The following is a 23,770-nucleotide window of genomic DNA, read 5'->3' as shown; positions in this document are numbered from 1 at the left end:
GTCTTCCGTTAATTCTGAACAATTCTGTAAATTCTGTCCTCAGATCGTCGACCTCCGCCAGAGACACCTTTCACTCTAACAGGAATCTCCATGCCCAACCTCCATCTCCAACGCGACGGCGACCGGGCCATCCTGACCTTCGACCGCGAGGGCTCCTCCGCGAACATCTTCGACGCTGCCACGCTCCGCGAACTCGACTCCCTGATCGCCGAGGTCGAGAACAGCCCGCCGTGGGATGGCCTGCTGATCGTTTCGGCGAAGCCGTCGATCTTTATCGCGGGCGCGGACCTCAACGCATTCCTCAAAGCCTCGCCCGAGGAATTCGACGGCCTGATCCGCCTCGGCCAATCGGTCTTCAACCGCGTCCAGCGGCTGCGCGTTCCCACCTGCGCCGCCATCCACGGCGCCTGCGCGGGCGGCGGCTACGAACTCGCGCTCGCCTGCGACTGGCGGATCGCCAGCAACGCCAAGGCCACCAAGATCGGCCTGCCGGAAACCCAGCTCGGCATCCTGCCGGCATGGGGTGGCTCGACCCGGCTGCCGAATCGCATCGGGCTGCCCAAGGCGCTCGACGTCATCCTCGGCGGCAAGCTCCACGCCGCGGAGGCAGCGCGACGAAAGGGTCTCGTCGACGCCGTGGTGCCGAAGGAGGTGCTGGTCGAACAGGCGTGGAAACTCATCGCGAAGGGCAAGCGCCACGCCGCCCACTATCCCTTCCTCCATTCGCCGCCGGTGCGCGCCTACATCGCGAAGAAGGCCACCCAGACGCTTCAGGAAAAAACCCGCGGCAACTACCCGGGCGCCACCAAGGCCCTCGCCGTGGCTTGCGCCGCCACCAGCGGCACGCCCGAGGAGAGCATGGACCGCGAACGCGCCGCCATCCTCGAACTGGTGCCGCTGCCGCAGACACGCAACTTGATCCGGCTGTTCTTCCTCAACGAGAAGGCGAAGAAGGACCAACCGGTGGCCGCCACGCCGAAACCCATCGAGCAGGTCGCGGTGATCGGCGCGGGCGTGATGGGCTCCGGCATCGCCCACTGGCTCGCCTCGCGTGGCCACCCGGTGCTGCTCCAGGACATCGATGACGCGGCACTCGCCCGCGGCATGCAGGCGATCGAGAAGCTGCTTTCCCAGGCGGTGCAGAAGCATGTGATCACCCGCGTGGAGGCACAGCACACGCTCGACCGCATCACCCCGGTGCGCGGCAGCGTTCCGCTCACCCGCTGCGATCTGGTGATCGAGGCAGCGGTGGAGGACCTGTTCATCAAGCGCCGCGTGTTCAGCGATCTTTCGTCGCGCGTGCGGCCCGATTGCCTGCTGGCCACAAACACCTCGGCACTGCCGGTGCACGAACTGGCGGAGGTGGTTGACCATCCTGCCCGGCTCGTCGGCCTGCACTTTTTCAACCCCGTCAGCCGCATGCCGCTGGTGGAGGTCGTGCGCGCGGAGACCACTTCCGATGAAACCATCGCCACCGCCTTCGCGCTGGTGCGGCAGATCGCGAAGAGCCCGGTGCTGGTGAAGGACCGCCCCGGCTTCCTGGTGAACCGCATCCTGCTGCCCTACCTGGTGGACGCGGGCGTGTTGTTCGAGAACGGCGCGGACCCCGAGGTGGTGGACAAGGCGATGCTCGATTTCGGCATGCCGATGGGGCCGCTGCGCCTGATCGACGAGGTCGGCCTCGATGTCGCGCTGCACGTGGCGAAAACCTTGGCCGCTGCCTTCCCCGACCGCATGAAGGTCCCGGCGATTCTCGAAGCGATGGTGGAGAAGCGGCTGCTCGGCAAGAAAAGCGGCGCGGGCTTCTACACCTATGGAGGCAAGAAGACCGCGCCGAACCCCGACGCGCTCAAACTCCGCACCGGCACCACCGCCCTCCCGGAAGGGCTGCCGCTGCGCCTCGCCAACCGCATGACCGAGGAAGCCTCGCGCTGCCTCGATGAGGGCGTGGCCGCCAGCGCGGACGAGATCGATCTCGCGATGATTTTGGGCACCGGCTACCCGCCCTTCCGCGGCGGCCCCCTGCGACACCGCGACAACCCGATCACGCCATGAGCCTCGACACCTCGAAGATGAGCAGCGGCCAACGCGCCGCCATGGAACTCGCCGAATCGTCACGCGACACCCGCGAGCTGAGCGGGTTCGCCGCCTCGATTTTCGACGGCAAGGCGGACTTCAGCCCGGTGTGCCCGTTTCCCATGCAGCCGCGCGAAGATCGCATCCGCGGCGACGGCTTCCTCGATCCGCTCCGCGATTTCCTGAAGCACCACACCGATCCGGACGCCATCGACCGCGAGGGCGAGATCCCGCAGGAGGTGTTCGATGGCTTGGCGCGCCTCGGCGCTTTCGGGATCAAGATCCCGACCGAGTATGGCGGCCTCGGGCTTTCGCAAACAAACTACTCACGCGCCGCGATGGTGCTGGGCGGCCACTGTGGCAATCTCACCGCGCTGCTCAGCGCCCACCAATCGATCGGCATCCCGCAGCCGCTGCTGATGTTCGGCAGCGAAGAGCAGAAGCGGAAGTATCTCCCGCGCTGCGCCCACGGCGGTGTTTCCGCCTTCGCCCTGACCGAGCACGATGTCGGCTCCGACCCCGCGCGGATGAAGACCGAGGCGAAACGCGACGGCGACCACTACATCCTCAATGGCGAGAAGCTGTGGTGCACCAACGGGCTGAAAGCCGGTCACATGATCGTGATGGCAAAGACACCCACGCCGGAGAAACCGGGCGCGATCACCGCCTTCATCGTGGAATCGAATTGGCCGGGCGTGGAGATCGTCACGCGCTGCCGTTTCATGGGCCTAAAGGCGCTCTACAACGGCATCATCCGTTTCACCAACGTCCGCATCCCGGCGGAGAACATCGTGCTCGGCGAGGGCAAGGGCCTGAAGGTCGCGCTCAGCACGCTCAACACCGGCCGCCTCACCCTGCCCGCCGCCTGCGCGGGGATGATGTACCGGCTGCTGGAAATCTCCCGCCAGTGGTGCTCGACCCGCGAGCAATGGGGCCAGGTGATCGGCAAACACGCCGCCATCGCCGCAAAGCTCGCCGACATCGCCGCCGATGCCTTCGCCACCGAGGCCTTGGTCCGCTACGCCTCCGCGCTGGTCGATGCCGACCATTCCGCCGACATCCGGCTCGAGGCCGCGCTGGCAAAGCTGTGGGGCACCGAGGCCGGTTGGCGCGCCGCCGACCAGACGCTCCAGCTCCGCGGCGGCCGCGGCTTTGAAACCGCCGACTCGCTCCGCAACCGGGGTGAGCCCGCCGAGCCGGTGGAGCGTTTCTTGCGCGACAGCCGCATCAACACGATCTTCGAGGGCTCGACCGAGATCATGCACCTCTTTATCGCGCGTGAGATGCTCGACCCTCACCTGCGCCGCGGCGCGGACGCGATCGACAGCCGCAAGCCGATCGGTGAACGACTCACCGTGGCCGCGAAGGCCGGGGTGTTCTACGCGGGCTGGTACACGGGCCGCCTGCTGCCGATCCACAGCCCGCTGCCGCACGACCTCGATCCGAAACTGCGCTACCACCTCCGCAAAACCGCCTCGCTCAGCCGCAGCCTCAGCCGCTCGATCTTCCACGCGATGATCCTCAACGGGCCGAAGCTGGAGAAGAAGCAGATGCTGCTCGCCCGCCTCGTCGATGCCGGAGCCGAGCTGCTGGCGATGGCCTGCTCCTGTGGCTACGCCCACGCGGTGAAGGATGATCCGACGCACCCGCTGGCCTCGAAAGCCATCGCCACCGCCGACTACATCTGCACCCGCGGCGCGCAGCGGGTGGGCATCCTGCTGCACGGCCACGCGCAGGAAACGGACTCCCGCGGCTACGCGCTGGCGAAGAGTTTGCTGGGGTAGCTGAAAGCTCTGCTTTCAGAACGTAGGGGGAAGCTCCAGCTTTCCCTCTGCGGGAGTGGAGATCGTTCGGCCTATCCGCCACCGCCAACTGGAGCTGGCGGATACATTCCGAAAGCTGGAGCTTCCGGCTACACTGTGCCAACTCCCCAACACCTCCCCGCCCGCGTCCTCGCCGACGCCCTCACCTTGGCGGTGACGCCGTGGGCCGCACACCAGGAACGCCGCATCCTGCGCGAAGGCCGACCACTCAGCGCACCGGAGCACGCCATGGCCGCGGAACTGGGCGTCATCCGTCCCGATCGCGTGCGCATCCTCCACCTGGATCCGATCCCCGCGCCGGTGCCGCCCTGGATGGTGCGGCTCGCCCGTCGGTGTGGGTTGCCGGTGTTTGAACCCACCGGCATGACGCTGGGCCATGGCATCTTCGCCACCCATCAGTCCATGGACCTGATCCGCCACGAATTGCACCACGTGGCGCAGTTCGAGCGACTCGGCGGCATCGCGCCCTTCCTGCGGCGTTATCTCTTCGAGTGCCTCACGGAAGGCTACGCGGCGGCTCCATTGGAAATGGAGGCCTGCGGACTCATTCCCCTGCGGGGAACCCGGAGGCTCCCATCTCCGTCCCAACGGGACGGCCCATACCAGCCCAGGGTCCACGACCCTGGGTCTCATACCTCTTGAACTCTGCATCCCGAAAGGGATGACAGCCCCGGTAGCCGCGATCCCTTCGGGATCCAGAATCTCCCCCGGATAGCTCCAAAGCAACAAAGTCGGAAGATAATGGCGCGATTGCCCAGCCGGAACTGTCACCAGTTCCTCTACTCCACGGACGCGCGCGGAATGAGGATGCACTCCTCAAGCCTCGCTCTTGCGGCCGAAGAGCTTCTTGAAGCGCGTGGCAATGGCGGCCAGGGCGATGGCGATCGGCTTCCACAGCACCGCGGCCTTCTTCGCGATCAACGCGAAAATCCCGAGCTTCGCCGCCACTTTGAGACCGGCCGCACCCGCGATCAGGCCGGCGATGCCGTATTCCGCGGTGTGGTCGGTCTTCGAGTTGTAGTCCTCGTAACGGTTGCCCGGGGTGAAATCGACCATCGAGAGAATGTCCGGAGTGGCGGCCTTGATCGCTGGCAGATCGTGGATGCCGCCAACGGCGTTCGCCACCAGAACCCCTTCACGACCGAGCATGCGGATGTTATAGTTCAGCGAATTCTCCCCTTCGGCACCTTGGAATTTGAGATCCTGGGCCCAGTAGAGCTTGTGGCTGGACCCGTCGTAGTGGGGCGGCTCCGCCCAACCGACGAGCTCCACCGCCGGATAACCCTCCTTGATCCGCTGGGAATTGTGCTCGCGGGTGCCCTTCTGCATGTCCGACAACAGATCGCTGTAGTCGATCTTCGCCGCGTCGTCGTCCTTCACGTGGCCGTCCTTTTCATACTCCAGCACCACGAACCAGCCGTCCTCGCCAAACAACTCCGAGCCCTTCGGCAAAAGGATCCCGAGCACCGGCGCGGGAGGATTGCCCAGATAGGTCAGGTATTTCCCGGCATCCGTGGGGTTCAGATACTTGTAGCCCTCCGGCACCTTCGCCTTCGCCACCGTGCCGACCGGAATCTCACCGGTCTGGAACTTCACCCCGTCCAGCCACGCGAGGATCTCTTTCTTGCGGGCCTCGGACATTCCCCCGGCACCGGGCTCCTGCGCACCAGCCTGCGACACCATCATGCACCCCAGGACCATCGCGGCCAAGGACGTGAGCAAACGTTTCATCATGCGCCGCGACCTAGCAGTCCCCCACGGATTTGGGAAGCCTCGGAAGTCATGTCATGCGAATTGCATCGCGACGGCTTCGTCACATCAGAATCTCCGCCGCGGCACACCACGGTAGTATACGCAATCGGAGTCATGGGTTTCACCGCAGGCCTCACAGGTGAATTTCATGACCGACGCCCGGTCCGTCTCCATGCGGCATGGCCCGTCACACGACGGGCAGGGAATCCTCTCGATCTCCCTGTGCCGGGCCAGGCTGAATCCGCCCGCCACCACCATCATCGGAATTATCACCCAAGGCCCGGCCTTGGGAAACACCAGGGTCACCCCGATGAACAGGAGGATGAACGGAATCATCCGCTTCATCTCTTGCTTGCGCGAGGCGATGAGTTGATCGGCACAGCGGATCATGAGGAAACGTTATCCAGCGGGATGATGGCCGGAACAGTGCAATACACGCCCTCCATTCCAATCGCCCTCCTACGAACCAAAACGCCCGGACCGTTTCCGGCCCGGGCGTTCGTGGGAATCAATGGATCAGAAGCGATCAGGCTTCGGCCGGAGCGGCTTCAACCTGCTCGGCCTTCTGGTCGCGGAGGTAAGCGCGGCGGCTCATCTTCACGCGGCCCTTCTCATCAACGCCGATGCACTTGGCGGTGATGAGATCGCCCTTCTTGACGATGTCCTCGACGTTCTCGGTGCGGCCTTCGGCCAGCTCGGAGACGTGGACGAGGCCGTCCTTGCCCGGGAGCACTTCCATGAAGGCGCCGAAGGCGGTGATGCTGACGACCTTGCCGGTGTAGACCTTGCCGACTTCGATTTCCTGGAACATGCGCTCGATGAGCGACTTCGCGCGGTCGAGGCCTTCCTGCTTGGAGGCGTAGATGCGCACGGTGCCGTCGTCTTCGATGCTGACTTCCGCGCCGGACTCGGCCTGGATGCCCTTGATGTTCTTGCCGCCAGGCCCAATGAGCTCGCCGATGCGATCCGCCGGGATCTTGATCGAGACGATGCGCGGGGCGTGCGGGCTGAGCTCGCCGTGGGCCGGGATGGCCTCGGCCATCTTCTCAAGGATCGGCGTGCGGGCGTTCTTCGCGATCGTCACGGCTTCCGCGAGGATCGAGAGCGGGATACCCGGGAGCTTCAGGTCGAGCTGGTAGCCGGTGACACCGTGGCTGGTGCCGCAGAGCTTGAAGTCCATGTCACCGTAGAAGTCCTCGCTGCCGATGATGTCGAGCAGCGGGATGTACTTCTCCATGGCACCGGCTTCGTTGAACTCGGTGACGAGACCCACGGAGATACCGGCGACCGGGCGGATGAGCGGGACACCGGCGCTGAGGAGCGACATGGTGCCGGAGCACACGGTGGCCATCGAGGTCGAGCCGTTCGACTCGGTCACTTCGGAGGACACGCGGATCGCGTAGGGGAACTCGTCCGGGTGCGGCAGCACCGGCTGGATCGAGCGCTCGGCGAGCGCGCCGTGGCCGATTTCGCGGCGGTTCAGGCCACCCATGCGGCCGGTTTCACCGACGGAGAACGGAGGGAAGTTGTAGTGAAGGATGAAGCGCTTCTCGCTCTCGCCACCGGCGTAGTTGTCGATGAACTGCTTCTCATCGCCCGGCGCGAGGGTCGCGATGGCGAGGGCCTGGGTCTCACCGCGGGAGAAGATGGCGGAACCGTGGACGCGCGGCAGCACGTTGGCTTCGGCATACAGGTTGCGGAGCTGGCTCGGGTTGCGGCCGTCGGCGCGGAGGCCCTTCTCCATGATGGAGATGCGGAAGGCCTTCTTCTGGAGGTATTCGAACGCCTGCTCGACGTCGAACGCGGTGGCTTCCGGAGCGCGCTCCTTGATCGCGGCTTCGACTTCGTCGCGGAGGGCGCCGACCTTCTTCGCGCGCTCGACCTTGGTCGGGGCGTAGATGGCACCTTCGATGCGGTCGCCGGCGATTTCGTAGGCGATCTCGAGGAGGTTCTCCTTGGCGAGCACCGGGGTGTAATCGCGCTTCGGCTTGCCGGCGAGGCGGACGAGCTCTTCCTGGACGGCCACCAGCTTCTGGACGGCTTCCTGGGCGAAGTGAAGGGCCTTCACGAACTCCTCTTCCGGAAGTTCGTCGGCAGCACCTTCGATCATGATCACGTCGGTCTTGTTACCCACGTAAACGAGGTCGAGATCGCTGTTCTCGCGCTCGTCGAAGGTCGGGTTGATGACGAACTGGCCATCGACGCGGCCGACGCGCACCGCGCCGATCGGGCCGGCGAACGGGATGTCGGAAAGACAGAGGGCGGCGGAAGCACCGTTCATCGAGAGGATGTCGGCGTCGTTGATCGCGTCCGCGCTGAGGAGGATGGCGACGATCTGGGTGTCGTAGAAGTAACCCTTCGGGAACAGCGGACGCAGCGGGCGGTCCGTCATGCGGCAGGTGAGGATTTCCTTCTCGGTCGGACGGCCTTCACGCTTGAAGTAGCCACCCGGGAACACGCCGGCGGCGGAGGCCTTTTCCTTATACTCGACGGAAAGGGGGAACCAGGTTTGACCGTCCTTCACCTTGGTGGCGGAGACGGCGGTGACGAGGATGATGGTGTCACCGGAGCGGACGGTAACGGCACCGTCGGCGAGTTTGGCAAGTTTGCCGGTTTCGATCGTAATCGGGTTGGAGCCGACTTCGGCCGTGATGGAGTGAATATTCATATTCGTTCGTTTCTTCTTTTTGCATCAAACCCGCGGGGCACCGTGCCACGCGGGGGTCTTGGGTCCGGACGGCTCCCGGGAAGTTCCGCGGATGGCGGATTGGGAGCGGATCGTTGTCCGGGCAGGGCGGCGTTTTCTTTGTGGTGCCAGCCCTGTTTAGCGGAACAGCCACCCGGTTGCCCGGGTGGCTGTTGGCGCGAAAGTTAGCGGCGGAGACCGAGGCCTTGGATGACCTGCTGGTAACGCTCTTCGGACTCACCCTTGAGGTAGTCCAGAAGCTTGCGGCGCTGGGACACCATCTTCAGAAGGCCGCGGCGGGACGAGAAGTCCTTCGTGTTGGCGTTCAGGTGGATCGTCAGGTGCTGGATGCGCTGCGTGAGGAGGGCGGCCTGATAGGAGGCGCTGCCGGTGTCTTTGTCGTGGACTTGATAGTCCTTCAGATTGATGGTGCTCATGATCGTAAACGGATGGGTCCAGCGGATGCCGGGCCGTCCTCGTTGGAGTTCGGGCGGGGAGGTAACCGCTCGCAGGGGGACTTGGCAAGTACTTTCGGCCCCAAGGAGTAGGGACATTCTTGTCCCGTTCTTGGAAATTCTTGCCAGCAAAGCTGGGTGGATTTGGAAAACGGGACAGGAATGTCCCTACTCCTTGGTCAATGCCCGCTGCGACACCCGCGGCCCTTAATGGCGCACGCACCCAAAAATCCGCCAACCAACAATACCCCGGCATTCCCCACCACACTGGAAACCGGAAAGGCCGTCTTCCCGCCTTCACATGGGCAATAGTCGATGCGCCAGGGAAACGGCCATCCGTAGGCCTTGGTCGTGCAGAATTCCGCGAATGGATTTCCCAGCCCCGCGACCACCGCCATCGCGAGACCCACGATCGACAACGACACCAACATGGCCCGCGACCCACTCATATCAAAGGAGTCGCACAGCGACCCTTCCCTGAAAACTGAAAACCAGCAACCCGCAAACTTATTTCCGATTGAACCGCTGGATCTCGCGCTGGGCCTCGCGCAGTTCGACCTTCTTCTTCAGGTCGTGGCGCTGGTCGGAGTGGGTCTTGCCCTTGCCGATGCCGATTTCCACCTTCACGCGGCGGTCCTTCCAATACATCCGCAGCAGCGGCAGGGTGCAGCCCTGGAGGGCCATCGCCTGCTCCAGTTTGAAAATTTCCTGCTTGTGGAGCAACAGGCGGCGGGGGCGCTGGGCGGTGTGGTTGAACCACTCCGCGGCGGTCTCCCAAGGCTGGATATTGCAACCGTAGAGGAACACCTGGCCCTTCTCGACACGGGCGAAGGCGTCGGAAACGTTGATCTTCCCGGCACGGATCGATTTGACCTCGGTGCCTTTCAGCTCGATGCCAGCCTCGAACTTGTCCGAGATATGGAAATCCCGCCCGGCTTTCCGGTTGGTCGAGATTTCCCCGCTCCCGCGCACGCTCATGATCGCAAGCAGCCTGCGCCGCGGTTCACTCGGCGATGACTTCCTCTTCCTTCTTCTTCTCGCCGAGCTTGATCTTACCTTCGATGATCTCCTGGAGGGCGATATCGGCGGCACCCATGCTCGGGCGGGTCGGGATCAGCGGCGAACGGCCGCTGTTCAGCTGGCGGACGCGCTGGGAAACGAGGTTCACCAGAACGAGGGGATCGGTCACGATCTCAGCAGCTTTGTCGACAAGGTCGCTTTTCATGGGTAGGCCGGGGAATCGGGAATGCGGACGCGGCGACTCGAAAGGGATGATGTTGTCCGGAGTCATTCCGCGGTCGTGTTCGCTCGATTGAAAATGGATCCGGCAAGCAGCCGGAGGGCGGGATGAACCAGAAAACGGGGTCTTTGACAAGCCCAATCTCTATCAGGCTTTCCACCCCAGTGGTTCATTTCGGCATCAGATCGATCCCGAAACGGCGCAGGATGACCACCGTGAGCCAGAAGAAACCGATGGTCAGCAGGCAGTTCGCGAAAAGCGCCAGCCAGAAGTTCCAGCCACTGCGCAACATCCACGGCAGGATCAGGAACATCGGCAGGGTCGGCAGCACGAACCAGAAAGTGCCCTCGGAGTGGTTCGCGATGCGGGTGTTCCCCTGCTTTTCCGCCTGCATCCAGCACATCGCCACCAGCGAGGTGAAGGGCAGCGCGATCAACAGGGCGGAGAGGCGATCGTTTACGACCTGGATTTTGGTGACCACCACGATGATCAAGGCGGTGACGATGAGCTTCACCAGATCCATCGGGGTGAAGGAGAGGAATTTGTCCCAGGGAAATCGACTCATGGCAGGGTGAACTTGCTGCCCCCCGAAGAACCATCTAGCGTGCGCCCATGCAAGCCGCCCGTGCCCTGTGCCTGTTCGTGTTTTCCCTCACCGCCGGGATCGCCTCCGCCGACCTCACCGCCGGCCAGAAGGCCGCCATCGGCCAGAAAATTTGGAAAAACGAATGCGCGGGCACCGTCGACGGCCTGACCACCTGGAACGCAGGCGAGGAATTCCCCTCCCTCGGCATCGGCCACTTCATCTGGTATCCGGCGGGCTTCAACGGCCGCTTCAACGAGACCTGGCCGCAGTTCATCGCCTACGCGAAGGGCCGCGGCGTGACCCCGCCCGCCGTCGCCACCCTGGCCGATTGCCCGTGGAACTCGAAGGCCCAGTTCCAAGCCGATTTCCGCGGCGAGCGCCTCTCCACCCTGCGCAAGTGGCTGACCGGCAACGTCCCGCTCCAGACCGACTTCATCATTTCCCGCTCGAAGGCCGCGCTCGGCAAGATCCTCGCCTCCGCCCCGGCCAGCGAGCGCGCCCGCATCGAGGCGAACTACCACAAGGTCGCCACCACCGGCCAGGGCACCTACGCCCTGATCGACTACGTGAACTTCAAGGGCGAGGGCATCAACACCTCCGAACGCTACAACGGCCGCGGCTGGGGCCTGATGCAGGTGCTTGGTGAGATGCGCGATACCGGCGGTGGCGCGGCCTCTGCCAGCGAATTCGCCGCCGCCGCCAAGCGCGTGCTCGACCGCCGCATCGCCAACTCCCCGCCCGCCCGCGGCGAGGTCCGCTGGAAGGAAGGCTGGCACAACCGCTGCGACACCTACGGGCGGCCGCTGTAATGGACGGCCATGCCGAGAGCCCAGATTCCAGAGTCCAGAACCCAGACAAGAGAAAGGGCCTCCGCCCGAAAGAGGATCAGGGACTTGGGATTCTGGTTTAAATGCTTGTCAGTCAGGACTCCGGCTCCTAACTCCCCCGCATGTCTCTTGAGACCACACTGATTCTTTTCAAGCCCGACGCCGTTGAGAAAAAGATCGTCGGCACCGTTCTTTCCCGTTTCGAGAAGGAAGGCTTCCGCATCCGCGGCCTCAAGGTGCTCGCCCTCAGCGATGAGATCCTCGCCGAGCACTACTCCCACATCGCCGACAAGCCGTTCTTCCCGTCCGTCCGCGAGTTCATGCAGGAAGCCCCGGTCGTCGCCCTCGCCCTCGAAGGCGAGGACGTGATCGCCCGCGTCCGCGACCTCCTCGGCCCGACCGATTCCACCCAGGCCGCCGCCGGCACCATCCGCGGTGACTTCGGCTTCAAGGACAGCGACGCCAAGATGCGCAACGTCTGCCACGCCTCCGACTCCGTCGAAGCCGCCGAGGCCGAGCTGAAGCGCTTCTTCAACGAAGGCGAAGTGATCGCCTGATCCGCCTCCGGTTCATTTTTCCAGCAAACGGCGCATGGGTTTCCCGTGCGCCGTTTTTGCGTAAGGAGAGGAGCCTTTAGGCGAGGAAGGTCTTCCGAGGAGGCGGAGTAGGGAGAGATTTTAGCCGCAAAAGGCGCAAAAATCGCAAAAGGAAGAGTTGGGAGTCCGGGCAGAGGCTCGACGAAAGTTCGTCTGCTCTTCCTGAAAACTGAACACTGCAAACCAGCAAACTTTCAGGCCTCCGCCTCCCGGAAGACCTTCCTCGGCTGAAGCCTCAACTCCTTCACTTCATGGCCGTGGCGAGCCACTCGAGCATCTTCTTCCGGTACTCGCCGTTGTTCCGCCACAGCGAATTGCCGTGGTGTCCGCCCTGCACGGTGAACATGGTCTTCGGGGCCGCGGCGGCGGCGAAAAGCTGCTGCCCTTGAGCAAACGGCACCACCTCGTCATCGGTGCCATGGATCACCAGCAAGGGCAGCGGCGCCAGCTTCGCGACCCAGTCCTTCGGCGACCATTCATCGCTGACCACGCCGGTGCCGACCTTGCCCGCGATGGCATCCGCCATGCCGGTGTAGGAGGCGAATCCGCTGTCGCTGACGATCGCCCGCACCCCCGGAATCGGCTTTTCCGCCAACGCGGTGATGGATTTCGAGGCCCCCAGGCTGTGGCCCATCGAGACGATCCGGTTCACGTCGATATCGCGGCGGGTCCGCACATAGTCGAAGGCGGCCCGGACATCCTCGATCATGCCATGCCGGACCGGCACTCCACCGGAGCTGCCGAAACCGCGGTAATCGAACACCAGCACATTGAAGCCCTCCGGCAGCAGCCACGACACGAAGCCGAGGTGGTAGCCCATCGCACCGGTATTGCCGTGGGAAAACACGATCGTGCCCTTCGTGGTCTTGCCTCCCGCCGGGAGGAACCAGCCGTGCAGCCGGGTGCCATCGGCGGACTTGAACCACACGTTCTCGAACTTCCAGCCCCAGGTGGCGGGGGTTTCCGCCGTATCCCGGGTGGGGTAGTAAAACAGCGAGTTGCCGCCATTCTTGCCCAGGAAGGCGCGGGCCACGGTCGCCCAATCGCCGTTCGGATCACGGCTCAACTCATGAATGAGTTCGCGCGGACTTTTCGGCTGCGGGCGCGGCGCGGGATCCGCCGCCAGCAACGGGGCGATTCCCACCGCCCAAGCGGCCAACATCCGGATTGCACGCACAAAGGACATCATGCGCCTTTCCCGCTGCCCGTCAACCCGCTCCCCCCGGTGGAAACCGGACCCGTTATTCCAACGACAGCACCACGGTGGCTGGCGGACCCACCTTCGGGGTGAGAGGGAGCACCTTATCGTCCGCGTAGGTAACCGTATAGGCATGACCGGGAGTCAGGCCGGTGCGGGGCGCGTTGTTCAGGTCATCGAGCGGACCGGGGGTCTTGCCGGAGAACACCTCGCGGTCGCCCTCCATCACCTTGAACGCCACCGCCACCCGGGTTCCGGCCTTGTCCCGGCACTCGAACACCGCCGTCGCCGCGGAGCAGTCCGTCACCGACTCGCTCTTCACCAGCCCCTGACGCTCGGCGATCTTGAGATAGTCCGCGGTGCGGTCGACCGCGTGGATCGCTTGGTTGGATGGATCCCACGCCAGGAAGAAACTCAGCCCACCCGTCGGGTCCACCGCCATCACCCGCGAGCGCGGGTTTTTCGCGTCGAGCCGCAGGATGGGATCGAGAATCCAACCGGCATCGAGCCCCTTCTTGTCCGGGTAATATTCCACAAAGTGCCAGCCATCGTCGTCCCACACCTCCACCCACGTGTGGTTGCCGGGGCGGTCGCCCCATTCCCCCACCCCCGCGAGCCGGGCCGGGATGCCCACCGATCGATAGGCCGCGGCCAGCAGGATCGAAAGCCCGGTGCAACTGGCTTTCCCGGATTCCATCGACTCGATCGCCGATTGATTCGGGGCCCGCCGCTCGGTGGTGTAGCGGGTACCGCACACCTTCGCCGCCTGCTCCGCCACCGCCAGGATCGCCTCGCGCCGGGTCTTGCAGTCCTTCACCACCGGGGCAAACCGCCGCAGCATCTCCGCACGCCACGCCGGGTGCTCTTCATCGAGGAAGGTCTCCGGGGCCACGAACGCGGCCTGGATCTCCGCTGGAGGCGAGCCCGCCTTCTGCCACGGAAAGGAAACGACCTCACCCGCCGCAGGCACGGCATTCCCAGCGGACAAGCGGCAGATTCCCGCCAGCCCCAAACTCCCGAAGACCCAGCACAAACGAAACATGACGCGATTCTCCCGACCCGCGACCGCCCGTCAACCCGGCTTCACCGCCACCAACAGAAACGGCGCGGGTTTCCGTGTGCCGAGCATGCCGTAGCGGGCCACCCGCCAACCGGAAGGCGTCAATCCCTCCATCCAGCGCTCGACCTCCGCCGCCTCATCGTCCCCGCCGCGATGGCCGGGGTAGCAAACGACACACAGCCAACCGCCCGGCCGCAGCGCGACCGTGGCCGCCGCCAGCGCGGGCAGCGTTTCCTCCGAGCGGGTGATCACCTCCCGGTCGGCACCGGGCAGATAGCCGAGGTTGAACATCACCGCAGCGCACGCACCGGGAGCCGTGTGCTCCGCCAAGCGGGCGTGGGATTCGAGCACAAAGGACACCTGCGAGCCCACGCCATACTCCTCCACCAGATGCCGCGCCGATCCGATCGCGGCCGCCTGCACATCGAAGGCCAGCACTCGTCCGGCAGCTCCCACCTGACGGGCGAGAAACAAAGTGTCGTGGCCATTGCCACAGGTCGCGTCGATGGCGTGGTCGCCCGGCTTCAATACGCCCTCCAACAGCCGGTGGGCCAGCTCGGTCGGTCGGGGCGGGTTCGCCCAACCGGACGCATGATCGGGAGTCGTCATCAATGTTTCACGGAGGCGAGGAACCGGCGCAGGTCGAGATCCGGATCGGGCTCCACGCCATCCAGTATCCACTCCGCCAGACGCCGAGCGACTCCCGGCGCGTAGAGCGAACCCTTCGACCCCAGGCCGTTGAAAAACCAGCCCTCACCCAGCGGTCCAATCAGGGGTTGGCTGCGACGCAGGATCGGTCGCACCCCGGCATCGTGGCCGATCACCTCAAACGGCCCAGGGGCTAGCCGATGCGCGATTTCCTCGACCTGCCGCCGCCCCTTCTCCGTCGGCGTGGCATCGAGCACGTCCCACACGTAGGTCGCGCCCGCTTTGAAAATCCCATCGCCCAGCGGGATCAGCCACCCGCCGTCCGCGACACGGATATGAGGCTCATCCCAACCATCGGCCCGCAGGGTAAGTATCTCGCCCTTGGCGCAACGATGTTGGCCGGGGCGGCCTGCGATCAAGCCGGTCGCCCCTTCGCACCAGATACCACGGGCATCCTCCGGCGAGGCAGGATCGGCCTCAGCCTGGCGATAAACCCCCAGCGCAGAGAAAAACTCCCGGGAGGCCTGGAGAAAACCGGGCACATCGAGGCGACCGCCACCTTTCAGCTCCACCGCGGCCACCCAGCGGTCGTCCGGCGGCGGAACCTCACCCGCCACCCACGGCGATACCTCGGGGTCCTCCAGCTTGCCCCGGATCTTGTCCCAATCGGCGGCGCTGGACGCCAGGCGCAACACCGGCAGCGGATGCCAGAACACCCCGCCGAGCCGCACTTCCAACCGCTGGTAGAAGTCCACGGCCTCCGGCATGAATTCCGCGATCCGCCACGACGGCTGGAAGTTCTTCCCGGTCACCGGATTGATCATCCCCGCGGCCACCCGCGAGCTACCGCCGTTCTCGCGATCGACGATTTCGAAGGGTACGCCGCGGTCGTGGAAAGCCCACGCCAGACAGGTGCCGGCGAGGCCTTGGCCGATGATCCGGTGGGGCGCGCTCATGAGGAACGGCAAGTTCGCCGCCACTAAGGACATTTTCAAGCCGGTCCTGTCGAGGAGTGGAGCCTTTAGGCCAATGCCGTTAAGTGAATCGATGTAAGTCCTTGGATTTCGATTTTACTGTACGGCCCGGAGCAAGCGGGTTGTCTGCCCCGGTGCCAAACCCATCCCTCTCCGGCGTCCCATTCACGGGTGATTTCAAGGAGCACTTCAAGTGGCTGTTCCCGCCGGAGGCCTGCTTCAGGCTTTTCGCGGCACATGGGCCTCGTCGCCGCGGAGCCCGCAAGCTCTCCTCGTGGCAGTGGCTCATGGCGCGCGTTCACCACGCGCTTGCCCGGGCTGGAACCTTCGCCACCCACGTGAAACAGATCACCGGCATCTCCCTCTCCGACAGCGCCCTGAGCCAGCGCGGCCAATCCATCGGCTGGAAGCTCCTCGCCGAGGCCCTTCCCGCCATCCTCCGGCCACTCGCCGAGAAGGAGCGGCATCCCGAGGCCTTCCACCAAGGCCTGCGCCTCGTGGCCGTGGATGGCACCCGCTTCAACCTGCGCAACACCGGAGCGATCAACCGCGAGGCACACAAGCGGAGGAACAGCAAGGGCAACGGCCAGCCCGCCTTTGCCCAGCTCCTCGCCGTCGTCCTAGTGGAACTCGGCCAGCACCAACCGCTGGCCGCCACCCTCGGATGGCAAGGCGAAGGAGAGATGACGCTGGCCCGGGAACTCTTCGCCTCGCGCGAATTGCCTGCCCGTTCGCTGCTGTTGGCCGACCGTCTGTTCGGCTCTCCCTGGCTGCTGTGGGACCTGCAGCCGCGGCTTGAGTCCGCCGGCAGCCACTACCTGGTCCGGGTGAAGGACAACATCAAGGTGGTGGTGAAGGACCGTCTGGCCGATGGCTCGAGCCTGGTCGATCTGCCGGTGAGAGACCCGGCCACCCGTCGCAAACAGGGATATCTGGCAGCCCGGGAGATCCGCGCGACCTTGACTCTCGCGGCGGGAGGCAAGTCGGTGAAGATCCGGTTGTGGACCTCGCTGCTCGACGAGCAACGGTATCCGGCCCTCGAACTCGTGGAGCTCTACGCCCGGCGCTGGGAGCAGGAACTGTTCTTCCGCGAACTGAAGGAATCGTTGGGCCCGCGCGGCAAGGCGCTCGACGCGCAGACGCCGGAAAGCGCGGCCCAGGAAGTGTTGGCGCGGTTGATGGGGGCGTCGTTGATCGCCGCGCAGCGGGCCGCGGTGGCGGATCACGCGGGAGTGGAGGTGTTGCGGATCAGCTACGCGCAGGTGCTGGAGGGGACGATGGCGCTGAGCCGGGCCTTTGAACTGAGCCATGACCTGATCGGCAATCCCCAACGGGAGGAATGGGCGCGGCGGCTGTTGGCGCAACTGGCCGAAACGGCGGTGATCCCGAAACGCAAGCCACGGAGTTGCCAGCGGGCGGTGAGACAACCGGTCAAAGACTGGCCCAAAATGAGAACGCCCACCTCGATGCCATTGATTTACAGCATCTCGCTGGACAATCCTTAACGGCATTGGGTTTTAGGCGAGGAGGGTCTTCCGGGAGGCGGAGGCTGGAGAGTTTGCTGGTTTGCAGTGTTCAGTTTTTCAGGAAGAGAAGACGGGCGGTCCGGAGCCCATTCCACGGCCTCCAGCTCTTTCCTTTTGCGATTTTTGCGCCTCTTTGCGGCTCAAATCTCTCCAGCCTCCGCCTCCCGGAAGACCCTCCTCGCCTAAAGGCTCAACGCCTCCTCCTTGGCGTCTTCCAAAATGAGGTTAGAGTGGACGCCGTGCGCCTTCTCCTCGCCCTGCTCCCGCTCCTGCTGGCCTCGTGCAGCACGATCCAGTTCTACACCCAGGCCGTGGCGGGGCAGGCGGACGTGATGATCCGCCGCCAGCCGGTGAGCCGTCTCGCAGCCGACGCCAGCACCGACGAGAAGCTGCGGAAGAAACTCGAGCTCACCACCCGGCTCCTCGCCTTCGCCCGCGACCACCTCGACATGCCCTCCGGCGGCGCCTACGAGATGTACGCGGATCTCCAGCGCCCGCACCTGGTGTGGGTGATCCATGCCGCGCCGGAGCTTTCGATGGAGGCGAAGCAGTGGTGGTATCCGGTGATCGGGAAGCAAAGCTACCGCGGCTATTTCAACGAGGCCGACGCCAACGCCGAGCAGGCCAAGCTTCATCGTCAGGGCTATGAAACGTGGTGCGATGGCATCGACGCCTACTCCACCCTCGGCATGTTCCGCGATCCCCTGCTGAACACCTTCATCGACCGCGACGAACTCGAGCTCGCCGAGCTGATCTTCCACGAGCTGTCCCACCGCCGCTACCACGTCACCGGGGACACCAAGTTCAACGAGGGCATGGCCGAAGCCGTCGCCCGCGAAAGCGTGCGGCGCTGGTTCACCGCGAACGGCAGGCCCGACATCGTCGCCTACTACGAGCAACGCCTCCGCCGCCTGGCCCAGGCCCGCACCGCTATCAGCACCACGTCCGAGCGGTTGAAAACGATCTATGACAGCGACGCGGGCGATGCCGTGAAACGCCAGCGCAAGGCCCGCGAATACGCCCGCCTCAAGACCGAACTCCGTTCCCTCCGCGGCCAATGGGGCGGCGGCCTCACCTCGTGGATCAACGATCCGATCAACAACGCCCGCCTCAATTCCTTCACCACCTACGAGGACCAGGTGCCGCGGTTCACCAAGCTGCTGCACGATTGCCACGGCGATTTTCCGACATTCTGGACCGAGGTGAGGAAGCTGAAGAAGTAGGGCAAGTTTGCAACTTGCCGCTTCTCGCGGTCGCCACGTCCTCAGACACCCGCAACCCTCCCGAAAGCGGACGCCTTTCCATGAGCAAGTTGGAAACTTGCTCTACTTCTCCAACACCTCCGCCAGCTTGCCGCACATCATCGTCCAGCCCTGCCGGGTGCGGTCCGCATAATCGGCCCAGGCGGGATCGAGCTCATGGGTGAGCGTCAGTTCGCACCCTTCGCCATCCGCGACGATGTCGAGCGTCACCCAGCTCTCGTCCACCGACATCCCGACGAGACCCCAGGTGAACTTCAGGCGCGAGGGCCGGTCGATCTCGAGATACCGGCCAACGTGATCGATCTCCTGGCCGCCGCGCTGCACTACGAACGAGAAACAACCGCCCACCTTCGCATCGACCGAAAGCCGGACGATCTCCTCGTCCCGGACCTCCGGGCCAAACATCCAGCGCCCCAGCAGCGCCGGGTCCAGCCAGGCATCGAACACCTGCTCGGCGGGAGCTTGGTAACGACGGACGATTTTCACGGTCGGAAGGGCATTCATGACGATTTCCCCGATAGAGCGATGGCAATGATCCGTCACAGCTTCCCCTTCGCGAAACGAAAGCCCACTCAAATCGACCGGATCTGGCCGAATTTGAGCCGATTCCGGCCACTCGACAAGCAAATAACACATCTTCCAAGATTTCATGAAACACCCTCATTCACACTTCAATCAAAGTTCCACTTTGGTCACACCAACATAAACTTTTGTCATTGCAGATGATCTAACAGACAGGTAGGCGGGAAACCGATTGTTCACCCGTCACCCCATGACCCGAAACGACACCCCGACCGCCCTCCAGTATTTCGACATCGAGACCCTGCTCCGCGATTTGCCGCGCGGGGAACGCTGGCTGCAGCACCTCAAGGAGGACCTCCTCCCCTTCTGGTCCCAGCCGACGGCGCTCGGCAATCCGGTCGGGAACTTCCCCACCTACCGCAACAACGATGGCTCGCTGGTCGATCCGGACCACCTGAAGCCGGAGTTCAAGCATCTCATCGACGGCATCGTCTTCCTCGACCGCGACCACGTCCGCGCCAAGTCCCGCCAATGCTTCGCCTACGGTGTGGCCTATCACATGACCGGCGATGAGACCTATCTCGACCACGCCAAGGCCGGGGTGGATTACCTGCTCAAGCACGCCGTGGACCGCGTCAATGGCGGGGCCTTCAGCTACTTCTCCGCCAAGGACGGCACGCCCGGCCCCGAGCATTCCTACCGCACCAGCCAGGACCTCGCCTACTGCCTCGCCGGCCCGGGCTTCCTCTACTACCTCACCCGCGATCCGCAGCTCCTGCAGGAGAACCTCACGATCCACGACCACATCTGGCTGACCTACTATGACTCCGGTGCGGACATGTTCCGCTGGGTGCTGGAGGACTCGCCCGATGGCGACAGCCGCAACCAGCTCGAACTCGTGGCCCAGCTCGACCAGGTCTACGGCTACATGATGCTGCTCACCCCCTGCCTGCCGGAAGAGCACCAGGTGGTGTGGAAGGAGCGCCTGATCAAGCTGGCCCACATCATGATGGACCGCTTCTACTCGCCGCGCACGGAGATGTTCTGGGGCTCCGTCACCCGCACCGCCGACAAGCGCTGGAGCACGCCGCACACGGATTTCGGCCACAGCGTGAAGACCTTCTGGCTGATCTCGCTGATCGGCTCCATCACCGGCGATTACGAAATGTTCGTCAGCGCCCAGCGCCGCGCGGGACAGATCGTCGACCTCGCCTACCTGAAGGACTCCGGCTCGTGGGCCCGCCGCTTCAAGCCGGATGGCACCCTCGACGACGACAAGGAATGGTGGATCCACTGCGAGCTCGACCAGGTCGCGGGCGCTCTGGCGCTGAACGATCCCGCCTACCTCCGCTACGTCGTCCGCACCTACGACTACTGGTTCAAGTATTTCGTGGACCACAAGGACAAGGAGATCTGGCCGATGCTGAGCGGCGCGACCAACCAGCCGGTGGAGGGCATTCCCAAGCAGCACTCATGGAAGAACGCGCTGCACAGCTTCGAGCACGCGTTGATCGGCTACATCTTCGCCTGCGAACTCCACGGCGAACCGGCGGAACTCCACTTCGCCTGGCAGGAAGAGCCGCGCAAGCGGACGGTCTGCCCCTACTTCTACCAAGCCACCGTGGAGAAGATCGACGAAACCACCACCTCCGGCGGCGCGAAACGCCAGAAGGTGTCCTTCACCACCATCCACTAACCCCGGCGCCCCGACACCATGGCCCTTTCACTCGCAGGCAAGCGCGTCGCCGTCCTCGTCGAAACCGAGTTCATCCCGATCGAGATCGACTACTACTTGAAGCAGTTCCCCGCGCTCGGCGCGCAGGTGGACCTCCTCAGCTACCTGTGGGGGAAACCCTCCCGGACACTGGTGGCGGACATCGACAACCCGGACAAGATCCACGACGTCCGCACGCTGGTGGTGGACAAGGACGTGGCCGACGCCAGCGCCGACGACTACGACATCGTGATCATGGCCGCGAACTACTGCGCGGTGCGCCTGCGCGAAATCCTCCCGATGGGCAGCCTCGGCTCGCCGGAGGAGATCGCCACCCCGCCCGCCGTGCGTTTCTACGCCAGCGCGATGGAGAACAAGCGCATCCTCAAAGGGGCGATGTGCCACGGCCTGTGGATCCTCACCCCGCGTCCGGACCTTCTGAAGGGCCGCCAGGTGATCTGCCACACCGTGGTTTTCGCGGACATCCTCAACGCGGGCGCGACCTTCGTTCCAGCCCCCAGCCACGTGGTGGTGGACGACGACCTCGTCACCGCCCGCTCCGCCGCCGACCTCGACGCCTACTTCCAGGCGATCGTGGCCGAGGCGGACAAGCGCGGGGCCTGAGCCCCGGCCTACCATCGGTCTCCGGTCACCCTTGTGATCGGAGACCAAAATCGCCGCTCACTCCGGCATCAGCGCCTCGTTCGGATCCTGCCATGCCGCGTCGTAGCCCTTCGCGTAATCGAAGAGGTGGCGGTGCAGGTATTCGAAATAGACCTCCTTCTGCTCCTTCGGCAGGCGGTTCCAGACGGCCACATTGAGGGCGCGGGCCACCTTCTGCATCAGGTGCAGGGTGAGCTGGCGGCCCTTGCGTGCCTTCTGGACCTGCTTGTGGTTGAGCTGCTCGGTGGAGGCATCCACCAGATCGTGATTGCCCAGCTTCCAGCGTTCCATCAGCCGGTCGAGCGGCTGCGTGCCGTGGTCGCGTGTCGGTTCTTCCATGCCCCCGGTGTAGCGGATCACGGGCGCTTGCCAACCCCGGAGAACTTGCAGACGTCCCCGGAAACGGGCAAAATACGCGTTGATGCCCTCTCCCCGGACACGAATCTTCCTGATTTCGCTGCCCAGGCAGGCGGAGCGGCGGGAGCGCTCCCTCCGCCAGCTCGCCGCCACCGGCTGGGATTTCGAGGTCGTGGACGGGCTCGACGCGCTCGCCACCCGGCGCCGGGAGCTGGTCGTCCCGATGCACGCATGGCTGAATCTCTTCATCGGTGAGGTCGCCTGCTACCACTCCCATCTGGAGGTGTTGCGGCGGATCGTCTCGCGGGATCTCGATTACGGCCTGATCCTGGAGGACGATTTCAAGCTGGTGGCCGGGACCATGACGACGCTGGCGAACGTCTGGAACCACCTCCCTCCTGGGGCCGACCACATCCAGCTCCACAATGTCCGTGATGAAAAATTCCGCGGCTACCGGATGATCGAGGCCGGCGAACGCTTCAACCGCGTGAGCCCCACCAACACCGGCGGCTGGGCCTACATCGTCTCCCGGCGGCTGGCGGAATACGTGCTGGAACACCATCCGGTCCCGCGCAAGCCGATGGACGACCTCTACATCCAGCTCAGCCGGACGCACCGCGAACAGTTCGGGTTCTTCGACACCGTGGAGCGGCTGGTGGACACGCACTGGGGCCATCCCTCGTCGATCAACCGCTGGATCCCCGCTCCACGCAGTTTCAGCCTGATGATCCGCTGCTGGAAGGATTTCCGCGGCCACAAGCAGGCCCGGCTCGCGCTGCCCGGCCGCTTGTCAGTTTCACCAAACCGGGCATGATGCGGCGGACGTGATCCGCACCCGCATCTTCGCCATCTCCCTGCCGCACGCCCGCGCGCGCCGGATGCACCTGCTCTCGCAGTTGCTGCCCACCGGCTGGGATTTCGAGGTGGTCGATGCCGTGGACGGCCGCACCATCAAGCCGGGTCATCTCATGATCCCGCTGGACGCTTGGGAACTCACGCTGACTCAGGTCGCCTGCTACCGGTCCCACCTCGGCGTTCTCCAGCGTGTCGTCGACTACGGGCTCGACCACGCCATCGTGCTGGAAGACGACTGCGTGCTCGATCACGGCGCGGTGATGACCTTGGGAAACCTATGGGCCCACCTGCCGCGGGATGCCGACCACGTGCAGCTCCACAACCTGAAGTTCCCGTTCTACGACGATTACCGCTGCCTGGAACCCGGCGAGCGTTTCAACCGCGTGGGGCCCACCAGCATCGGCTCCTGGGGCTATGTAATCTCACGTCGGCTGGCGGAGCACATCCTCTCCCATCACGCGGAGCCGCGCCGCCCCATCGACCACCTCTACATCCAGTTGAGCCGCGAACTGCAGGGCCGTTTCGGCTTCCACGACACCGTGGACTGCCTGGTGAACATCTTGCCGGAGGCACCCTCCAACATCAACGGCGCACCCAGGGCGAGGCGCGACTGGCGGGGCGGCCTGCGGCGCTTGCTCAAACGCTCAAACACGAACTGAGCATGGACGACGACGCCATTCCCATCGAGCCGGGCCCGGAGCTGGACCTCCACACGTTCCGCCCCTCCGACCTCGGCGACCTGCTGCCGGAGTGGTTCGATGGCTGCATCGAGCGCGGGATTCCCGCGGTGCGGGTGATCCACGGCAAGGGCACCGGCGCGCTGCGCGAGGGCGTCCATTCCCTGCTGCGGAAGTTACCCCAAGTACGGGATTTCCAGTATCCCGCCGGAGAAGGCTCCGGCGGCTGGGGCGCGACCTGGGTTTTCCTCAGGTCGCATGGGTGAACAACCG

At 64.6% G+C, this 23,770-nt stretch carries 25 protein-coding genes; 12 read left to right on the top strand and 13 right to left on the bottom strand.

Going from position 1 to position 23,770, the window contains the following annotated elements:
- Positions 1 to 90: 90 nt before the first annotated feature.
- The 3 genes from llg_RS10765 to llg_RS10755 all read left to right on the top strand — a co-directional run bounded on the left by llg_RS10765 (position 91) and on the right by llg_RS10755 (position 4,541).
- Positions 91 to 2,055: a 3-hydroxyacyl-CoA dehydrogenase NAD-binding domain-containing protein gene (locus llg_RS10765; protein WP_338289912.1), complete on the top strand. Its 1,965-nt coding sequence runs from the start codon at positions 91 to 93 to the stop codon at positions 2,053 to 2,055.
- Positions 2,052 to 3,860 carry an acyl-CoA dehydrogenase family protein gene (locus llg_RS10760; protein WP_338289911.1) on the top strand — a complete coding sequence of 603 codons (1,809 nt, stop codon included), beginning with the start codon at positions 2,052 to 2,054 and terminating at the stop codon, positions 3,858 to 3,860. Before llg_RS10765 ends, llg_RS10760 begins: the two co-directional genes overlap by 4 nt.
- 135 nt (positions 3,861 to 3,995) lie before the next feature.
- Entirely contained in the window at positions 3,996 to 4,541 is a 546-nt protein-coding gene (locus tag llg_RS10755) for a hypothetical protein (RefSeq protein ID WP_338289910.1), read from the top strand.
- A 174-nt stretch (positions 4,542 to 4,715) separates the two neighbouring features.
- Here llg_RS10755 and llg_RS10750 read toward each other — a convergent pair whose 3' ends face one another.
- The 7 genes from llg_RS10750 to llg_RS10720 form a co-directional block, all read right to left on the bottom strand.
- Positions 4,716 to 5,633 (bottom strand): DUF2167 domain-containing protein, encoded by a 918-nt coding sequence (locus tag llg_RS10750; protein ID WP_338289909.1) that lies wholly within the window; start codon positions 5,631 to 5,633, stop codon positions 4,716 to 4,718.
- An 84-nt stretch (positions 5,634 to 5,717) separates the two neighbouring features.
- Positions 5,718 to 6,041: a hypothetical protein gene (locus llg_RS10745; RefSeq protein ID WP_338289908.1), complete on the bottom strand. Its 324-nt coding sequence runs from the start codon at positions 6,039 to 6,041 to the stop codon at positions 5,718 to 5,720.
- A gap of 136 nt (positions 6,042 to 6,177) precedes the next feature.
- Entirely contained in the window at positions 6,178 to 8,319 is a 2,142-nt protein-coding gene (locus tag llg_RS10740) for a polyribonucleotide nucleotidyltransferase (protein WP_338289907.1), read from the bottom strand.
- 203 nt (positions 8,320 to 8,522) lie between these two features.
- Positions 8,523 to 8,774, bottom strand: coding sequence for a 30S ribosomal protein S15 (rpsO, locus tag llg_RS10735; RefSeq protein ID WP_338289906.1), 252 nt, complete (start codon positions 8,772 to 8,774; stop codon positions 8,523 to 8,525).
- Between the two features lie 525 nt (positions 8,775 to 9,299).
- The gene (gene smpB, locus llg_RS10730) at positions 9,300 to 9,770 is read right to left on the bottom strand and encodes an SsrA-binding protein SmpB (protein WP_338289904.1); all 471 of its coding nucleotides are present in this window, start codon (positions 9,768 to 9,770) and stop codon (positions 9,300 to 9,302) included.
- Between the two features lie 25 nt (positions 9,771 to 9,795).
- Positions 9,796 to 10,017, bottom strand: coding sequence for a DNA-directed RNA polymerase subunit omega (locus llg_RS10725; protein WP_338289902.1), 222 nt, complete (start codon positions 10,015 to 10,017; stop codon positions 9,796 to 9,798).
- A gap of 184 nt (positions 10,018 to 10,201) precedes the next feature.
- Positions 10,202 to 10,597 carry a DUF3147 family protein gene (locus tag llg_RS10720; protein ID WP_338289901.1) on the bottom strand — a complete coding sequence of 132 codons (396 nt, stop codon included), beginning with the start codon at positions 10,595 to 10,597 and terminating at the stop codon, positions 10,202 to 10,204.
- A gap of 47 nt (positions 10,598 to 10,644) precedes the next feature.
- On the opposite strand from llg_RS10720, the gene llg_RS10715 reads away from it, so the two are divergent.
- Positions 10,645 to 11,427 carry a hypothetical protein gene (locus tag llg_RS10715; protein WP_338289900.1) on the top strand — a complete coding sequence of 261 codons (783 nt, stop codon included), beginning with the start codon at positions 10,645 to 10,647 and terminating at the stop codon, positions 11,425 to 11,427.
- Between the two features lie 140 nt (positions 11,428 to 11,567).
- On the top strand, positions 11,568 to 12,002 hold the full coding sequence (gene ndk / locus llg_RS10710) for a nucleoside-diphosphate kinase (protein WP_338289899.1): 435 nt from the start codon (positions 11,568 to 11,570) through the stop codon (positions 12,000 to 12,002).
- A 283-nt stretch (positions 12,003 to 12,285) separates the two neighbouring features.
- On the opposite strand, the gene llg_RS10705 is transcribed toward ndk, so the two are convergent.
- From llg_RS10705 to llg_RS10690, 4 genes are all read right to left on the bottom strand, one after another.
- Complete coding sequence (locus tag llg_RS10705) at positions 12,286 to 13,203, bottom strand: alpha/beta fold hydrolase (protein ID WP_338289898.1); 918 nt, start codon at positions 13,201 to 13,203, stop codon at positions 12,286 to 12,288.
- A gap of 79 nt (positions 13,204 to 13,282) precedes the next feature.
- A complete protein-coding gene (locus llg_RS10700; protein WP_338289897.1) occupies positions 13,283 to 14,281 on the bottom strand; it encodes a transglutaminase-like domain-containing protein in 999 nt (332 codons plus the stop codon).
- A 30-nt stretch (positions 14,282 to 14,311) separates the two neighbouring features.
- A complete protein-coding gene (locus llg_RS10695) occupies positions 14,312 to 14,908 on the bottom strand; it encodes a class I SAM-dependent methyltransferase (RefSeq protein WP_338289896.1) in 597 nt (198 codons plus the stop codon).
- Positions 14,908 to 15,903 carry an FAD-dependent oxidoreductase gene (locus tag llg_RS10690; RefSeq protein WP_338289895.1) on the bottom strand — a complete coding sequence of 332 codons (996 nt, stop codon included), beginning with the start codon at positions 15,901 to 15,903 and terminating at the stop codon, positions 14,908 to 14,910. Before llg_RS10690 ends, llg_RS10695 begins: the two co-directional genes overlap by 1 nt.
- A gap of 152 nt (positions 15,904 to 16,055) precedes the next feature.
- On the opposite strand from llg_RS10690, the gene llg_RS10685 reads away from it, so the two are divergent.
- On the top strand, positions 16,056 to 17,426 hold the full coding sequence (locus tag llg_RS10685; RefSeq protein ID WP_338289894.1) for an IS4 family transposase: 1,371 nt from the start codon (positions 16,056 to 16,058) through the stop codon (positions 17,424 to 17,426).
- A gap of 260 nt (positions 17,427 to 17,686) precedes the next feature.
- Entirely contained in the window at positions 17,687 to 18,670 is a 984-nt protein-coding gene (locus llg_RS10680; RefSeq protein WP_338289892.1) for an aminopeptidase, read from the top strand.
- A 102-nt stretch (positions 18,671 to 18,772) separates the two neighbouring features.
- Here the strand turns inward: llg_RS10680 and llg_RS10675 are convergent, their stop codons facing one another.
- The gene (locus llg_RS10675; protein WP_338289891.1) at positions 18,773 to 19,213 is read right to left on the bottom strand and encodes an SRPBCC domain-containing protein; all 441 of its coding nucleotides are present in this window, start codon (positions 19,211 to 19,213) and stop codon (positions 18,773 to 18,775) included.
- Between the two features lie 268 nt (positions 19,214 to 19,481).
- On the opposite strand from llg_RS10675, the gene llg_RS10670 reads away from it, so the two are divergent.
- Both llg_RS10670 and llg_RS10665 read left to right on the top strand, forming a co-directional pair.
- Positions 19,482 to 20,927 (top strand): hypothetical protein, encoded by a 1,446-nt coding sequence (locus llg_RS10670; protein WP_338289890.1) that lies wholly within the window; start codon positions 19,482 to 19,484, stop codon positions 20,925 to 20,927.
- Positions 20,928 to 20,945: 18 nt separating this feature from the next.
- Complete coding sequence (locus tag llg_RS10665) at positions 20,946 to 21,569, top strand: DJ-1/PfpI family protein (protein ID WP_338289889.1); 624 nt, start codon at positions 20,946 to 20,948, stop codon at positions 21,567 to 21,569.
- A gap of 57 nt (positions 21,570 to 21,626) precedes the next feature.
- Here llg_RS10665 and llg_RS10660 read toward each other — a convergent pair whose 3' ends face one another.
- Positions 21,627 to 21,947 carry a hypothetical protein gene (locus tag llg_RS10660; protein WP_338289888.1) on the bottom strand — a complete coding sequence of 107 codons (321 nt, stop codon included), beginning with the start codon at positions 21,945 to 21,947 and terminating at the stop codon, positions 21,627 to 21,629.
- Between the two features lie 82 nt (positions 21,948 to 22,029).
- Between llg_RS10660 and llg_RS10655 the strand changes: the two genes are divergently transcribed.
- The 3 genes from llg_RS10655 to llg_RS10645 are packed head-to-tail and all read left to right on the top strand — an operon-like array spanning position 22,030 to position 23,763.
- Complete coding sequence (locus llg_RS10655) at positions 22,030 to 22,779, top strand: glycosyltransferase family 25 protein (protein WP_338289887.1); 750 nt, start codon at positions 22,030 to 22,032, stop codon at positions 22,777 to 22,779.
- A 10-nt stretch (positions 22,780 to 22,789) separates the two neighbouring features.
- The gene (locus tag llg_RS10650; RefSeq protein WP_338289886.1) at positions 22,790 to 23,479 is read left to right on the top strand and encodes a glycosyltransferase family 25 protein; all 690 of its coding nucleotides are present in this window, start codon (positions 22,790 to 22,792) and stop codon (positions 23,477 to 23,479) included.
- A gap of 2 nt (positions 23,480 to 23,481) precedes the next feature.
- Positions 23,482 to 23,763: a Smr/MutS family protein gene (locus tag llg_RS10645; RefSeq protein ID WP_338289885.1), complete on the top strand. Its 282-nt coding sequence runs from the start codon at positions 23,482 to 23,484 to the stop codon at positions 23,761 to 23,763.
- Positions 23,764 to 23,770: the final 7 nt, after the last annotated feature.

Source organism: Luteolibacter sp. LG18 (assembly GCF_036322585.1).
In the GTDB taxonomy this organism is placed as follows: Bacteria; Verrucomicrobiota; Verrucomicrobiia; order Verrucomicrobiales; family Akkermansiaceae; genus Luteolibacter.
The sequence above is the reverse complement of the archived record's forward strand: the minus strand, read 5'-3'. Positions and strand labels throughout refer to the sequence as shown.

Bases quoted from the DNA above. Each gene is read 5' to 3' on its own strand.
- llg_RS10720 (WP_338289901.1), bottom strand. From the start codon at position 10,597: ATGAGTCGATTTCCCTGGGACAAATTCCTCTCCTTCACCCCGATGGAT.
- llg_RS10670 (WP_338289890.1), top strand. From the start codon at position 19,482: ATGACCCGAAACGACACCCCGACCGCCCTCCAGTATTTCGACATCGAG.
- llg_RS10715 (WP_338289900.1), top strand. From the start codon at position 10,645: ATGCAAGCCGCCCGTGCCCTGTGCCTGTTCGTGTTTTCCCTCACCGCC.
- llg_RS10745 (WP_338289908.1), bottom strand. From the start codon at position 6,041: ATGATCCGCTGTGCCGATCAACTCATCGCCTCGCGCAAGCAAGAGATG.
- smpB (WP_338289904.1), bottom strand. From the start codon at position 9,770: ATGAGCGTGCGCGGGAGCGGGGAAATCTCGACCAACCGGAAAGCCGGG.
- llg_RS10725 (WP_338289902.1), bottom strand. From the start codon at position 10,017: ATGAAAAGCGACCTTGTCGACAAAGCTGCTGAGATCGTGACCGATCCC.
- llg_RS10750 (WP_338289909.1), bottom strand. From the start codon at position 5,633: ATGATGAAACGTTTGCTCACGTCCTTGGCCGCGATGGTCCTGGGGTGC.
- llg_RS10660 (WP_338289888.1), bottom strand. From the start codon at position 21,947: ATGGAAGAACCGACACGCGACCACGGCACGCAGCCGCTCGACCGGCTG.
- ndk (WP_338289899.1), top strand. From the start codon at position 11,568: ATGTCTCTTGAGACCACACTGATTCTTTTCAAGCCCGACGCCGTTGAG.
- llg_RS10665 (WP_338289889.1), top strand. From the start codon at position 20,946: ATGGCCCTTTCACTCGCAGGCAAGCGCGTCGCCGTCCTCGTCGAAACC.
- llg_RS10655 (WP_338289887.1), top strand. From the start codon at position 22,030: ATGCCCTCTCCCCGGACACGAATCTTCCTGATTTCGCTGCCCAGGCAG.
- llg_RS10695 (WP_338289896.1), bottom strand. From the start codon at position 14,908: ATGACGACTCCCGATCATGCGTCCGGTTGGGCGAACCCGCCCCGACCG.
- llg_RS10765 (WP_338289912.1), top strand. From the start codon at position 91: ATGCCCAACCTCCATCTCCAACGCGACGGCGACCGGGCCATCCTGACC.
- llg_RS10690 (WP_338289895.1), bottom strand. From the start codon at position 15,903: ATGAGCGCGCCCCACCGGATCATCGGCCAAGGCCTCGCCGGCACCTGT.
- llg_RS10705 (WP_338289898.1), bottom strand. From the start codon at position 13,203: ATGTTGGCCGCTTGGGCGGTGGGAATCGCCCCGTTGCTGGCGGCGGAT.
- llg_RS10740 (WP_338289907.1), bottom strand. From the start codon at position 8,319: ATGAATATTCACTCCATCACGGCCGAAGTCGGCTCCAACCCGATTACG.
- llg_RS10760 (WP_338289911.1), top strand. From the start codon at position 2,052: ATGAGCCTCGACACCTCGAAGATGAGCAGCGGCCAACGCGCCGCCATG.
- llg_RS10645 (WP_338289885.1), top strand. From the start codon at position 23,482: ATGGACGACGACGCCATTCCCATCGAGCCGGGCCCGGAGCTGGACCTC.
- llg_RS10700 (WP_338289897.1), bottom strand. From the start codon at position 14,281: ATGTTTCGTTTGTGCTGGGTCTTCGGGAGTTTGGGGCTGGCGGGAATC.
- rpsO (WP_338289906.1), bottom strand. From the start codon at position 8,774: ATGAGCACCATCAATCTGAAGGACTATCAAGTCCACGACAAAGACACC.
- llg_RS10675 (WP_338289891.1), bottom strand. From the start codon at position 19,213: ATGAATGCCCTTCCGACCGTGAAAATCGTCCGTCGTTACCAAGCTCCC.